Source organism: Kineococcus indalonis (assembly GCF_009906395.1).
Taxonomy (GTDB): domain Bacteria; phylum Actinomycetota; class Actinomycetes; order Actinomycetales; family Kineococcaceae; genus Kineococcus; species Kineococcus indalonis.
In genome coordinates this window covers 1-3,376 of the sequence record NZ_JAAALM010000451.1, presented here as the reverse complement: position 1 = coordinate 3,376, position 3,376 = coordinate 1, and the positions used below count along the sequence as shown (strand labels likewise).

4 protein-coding genes and 1 pseudogene are annotated in these 3,376 nt (G+C 75.6%); all 5 read right to left on the bottom strand.

Features of this window, described 5'->3' with window-relative positions:
- Positions 1-403: pseudogene (locus GTR00_RS17285) on the bottom strand (hypothetical protein); the annotation flags it as partial.
- On the bottom strand, positions 400-981 hold the full coding sequence (gene sigK, locus GTR00_RS17280) for an ECF RNA polymerase sigma factor SigK (RefSeq protein ID WP_166612822.1): 582 nt from the start codon (positions 979-981) through the stop codon (positions 400-402). The gene sigK and the pseudogene GTR00_RS17285, both read right to left, overlap by 4 nt.
- A gap of 94 nt (positions 982-1,075) precedes the next feature.
- Positions 1,076-1,747 carry a fasciclin domain-containing protein gene (locus tag GTR00_RS17275; protein WP_323132567.1) on the bottom strand — a complete coding sequence of 224 codons (672 nt, stop codon included), beginning with the start codon at positions 1,745-1,747 and terminating at the stop codon, positions 1,076-1,078.
- Positions 1,748-1,918: 171 nt separating this feature from the next.
- Positions 1,919-2,356, bottom strand: coding sequence for a hypothetical protein (locus GTR00_RS17270; protein WP_166612821.1), 438 nt, complete (start codon positions 2,354-2,356; stop codon positions 1,919-1,921).
- Between the two features lie 77 nt (positions 2,357-2,433).
- Positions 2,434-3,366 (bottom strand): molybdopterin-dependent oxidoreductase, encoded by a 933-nt coding sequence (locus GTR00_RS17265; RefSeq protein ID WP_323132566.1) that lies wholly within the window; start codon positions 3,364-3,366, stop codon positions 2,434-2,436.
- Between the last annotated feature and the right edge of the window lie 10 nt (positions 3,367-3,376).

Here is a 3,376-nt window from a genome sequence, read left to right as displayed (position 1 = left end):
CGTCCAGCGCCACCCCGGCGCCGGCCGCGGCCACCACGACCCCCGCCGCGGCCACGAGCGCGCTCAGCCGTGAGGGGCCCCGCCGCCGGCGCCGCTGCACGGCCAGGTCCGCCACCGGCGCCGCGCCCGCGGGCGGCTCCTGGGCGGTCGCCGCCACCGCCGCCAGCACCGAGGCGCGCAGCCGCTCCGGCGGCGGCACCGCCGAGGCCACCCCCAGCCGGGACGCCGCCTCCCGCAGCGCGTCCGCCTCCCGGCGCTCCGCGGGGTCGCGGCGCAGCCGCTCCTCGTAGGCGGCGCGCTCGTCGTCGTCGAGGGCGTCCAGCGCCCAGGCCCCCGCCAGGGGACCCTCGTCGTCGCCGTGCGGGGGCAGCGCCCCGCGCTCCTCGTCCCGCTCGCCGCTCACGCGCGCACCCCCATCGCGTCGCGCAGCCTCGCCAGCCCGTCGCGCAGCCGCGTCTTCACCGTGCCCAGCGGCACGTGCAGCTCCTGCGAGATCTGCACGTGGGTGCGCCCGCCGAAGTACGCCAGGTCCACGGCCTGCCGCTGCACCGGGGTGAGGACCCCGAGGGCGCGCTGCACCTCCTCGTGCTCGAGCAGCACCTCGACCTCCTCGCTGACGCTGTCGTAGGGGGAGACCTCCCGGACCCCGTAGCGCTCGTCGCGCTCGGTGCCCGCCCGGCTGGAGCGCACCCGGTCCACCGCGCGCCGGTGGGCCATCGTGACCACCCACCCGCGGGCGCTGCCGCGGCCGGGGTCGAAGCGGGCGGCGGTGCGCCACGCCTCCAGGAACACCTCCTGCGCCACCTCCTCCGACTGCGCCGGGTCGCGCAGCACGCGCAGGACCGTGCCGTGCACGGCCGCCGCCGTCGCGTCGTAGAACGCGGCGAACGCGGCCTGGTCGCCGCGGGCCGCGGCGGCGAGCGCGGCGTCCGCGTCGCCCCGCTCCGCGGCGCCGGCGGCGCGGGGACGGGAGGTGGTCATCACCACCACTGTCCCACCTCCCCTCCCCGTCGTCCGAACCGGTGCCGCGACCGCGCCGCCCTCCAGGAGACCCGCTGGAGGACCCGCGCCGGCGTCACGCCGGGGGCATCAGCACCGAGTCGACCAGGTACACGGTCGCGTTGGCCGTCTGCACGCCGCCGCAGATCACGTTCGTGGAACCGTTCACCGTCAGCGCCTCGGGGGTCCCGGACACCTCCAGGTCCTGGCCCTCCAGCGTCGTGTGGGTGCCCACGACCTCCTCGGGCGTCAGCTGCCCCTGCACCACGTGGTAGGTCAGGATCTCCTGCAGCGTCGCGCTGTCCGTCTTCAGGCCCTCGACCGTGGCCGCCGGCACCTTCGCGAAGGCGTCGTCGACCGGCGCGAACACCGTGTACTCGCCGCCGTTGAGGTCGTTGACGAGGTTCACCTGCGGGTTCAGCTGACCCGACACCGCCTGCGTCAGCGTCGTCAGCAGCGGGTTGTTCGACGCGGCGGTGGCCACCGGGTCGGCGGCCATGCCGGACACCGACGCCGGGCCCGAGGCGTTCGCCGCGGCGTAGTCCGCGCAGCCCGGGCCGACGGGCGTGCTCATCATCGACGCGCCCGCCGACTCCGAGGGCGTCGCCATCGGCGCGCTCGACGAGGAGGTGCTCGACGAGCTGGACGTGTCGCTGCCCGCGGTGGAGGCGGTGTCGTTCCCGCCGCAGGCGGCCAGCCCCAGGGTCGTGGTCGCCACGAGGGCCAGCAGGGTTCCGGTGCGCTTCACGGGGTCGTTCCCTTCCTCGGTTTCCGGCCGGAGTTCCCGGTCGGTCGTTCACGAGGGGTTCGGAACCCCGGGCGCCGTGGATGGGTCCGGGTTCCTCCGTCACCCGTTCGGGGCAGTGGGCCGAGTCCTCCCGAGGTCGGCGCGGGGTCCGGGTGGGAACCCGGGGAACCCTCAGCGCGCCGTGGCGCGCACCGCGGCCTCGTACTGCGCGCGGTCGAACGTGAAGTCCCGCAGTTCGCGGTAGTCCCAGTCGCGGAACCCGTGGCGGTAGCCGGACCAGGTGACGGTGTCCTCGTCGACGGTGACGAGGGCGGAGAACGGCCAGCAGCTCCACTCACCGCACCCGCAGCCCAGCAGGACGGTGTCGCCCTCGGAGGCGCTGAGCACGGGTTCGCCGAGGTAGTGCTTCGCGGGCCAGCGGACCGCGTCCTCCAGCAGGCCGTGGTAGCTGCCTGCGAGGCCGGGGCTGCCCTGCCGGCGCGCGAACGGCAGTTCCACCTTGCGCAGCAGGTCCGTCAGCGGGACGCCGCTGAGGTGCGGCACGACCGCCGGCAGCACGGTCCCCTCGCCGAACGCCTGCCGCACGGTCCGGAACTCGATGCGCTCCACCGTCCGATCGTAGGACCGGAGTCGGGCACGAGCGGGGTTCCGCGCCGAGGATGTGCAGAGGCCGGCGGGGTGGAGGGCTACTCGACCGTCACGGTCACCGAGTCGTACCCGCTGGAGCCGTTCGGGACGGGCGCGACGACGTCGTCGGTCTGCGGGGTGCCGGTGCCGTCGGTGGCGCGCACCTCCAGGACGTGCCCGCCGGGTTCGGCGTCCCAGTCGAGCACCCACTGGCACCAGGTGTCGCTGGAGGCGGAGGGCAGCAGCTTCGCCGGCTGCCACTCGCCGCGGTCGACGCGCACCTCGACGGCGCGCACGCCGCGGCGCTGGGCCCAGGCGACGCCGGCGACGGGGACGCGGCCGGCGCGCACGGTGGCGAAGGAGCGGGGCACGTCGATGCGCGAGGCGGTCTTGATGGGGGCCTTCTCCGCCCAGCCGCGCTCGGTCCAGTAGGCGGTCCTGTCGGCGAAGCGGGTGACCTCGATGTCGGTGACCCACTTGCAGGCGGAGACGAACCCGTACAGGCCGGGGATGACCATGCGCACGGGGAAGCCGTGCTCGCGCGGGAGGGGCTCGCCGTCCATGCCCACGACGAGCAGGGCGTCGCGCCCGTCGGTGGCCTCGGCGAGGGGGGCGGAGAGGGTGAACCCGTCGGTGCTGGTGGCGAGGAGCATGTCGGCGCCGTCGCGCACGCCGGCGCGGCGCAGCAGGTCCGCCAGCGGGTGCCCGAGCCACTTCGCGTTGCCGACGTAGTCGCCACCGACCTCGTTGCTGACGCAGGTCAGGGTGATCCAGCGCTCGCGCAGCGGCAGGGCGAGCAGGTCGTCGTAGGTGAGGGTGATCTCCTGGTCGACCTCGCCGTGCAGGCGCAGCGTCCAGTCCTCGGCGCGCACGTCGGGCACGACCAGGGCGGTGTCGACGCGGTAGAAGTCCTTCGTCCCGGTGGCGTAGGGGGTGAGCCCGGCGCGGACCTGCTCGACCGGGTCGAGGCCGGTGGGCAGCGGCGGGCTCACCCCCTACGCC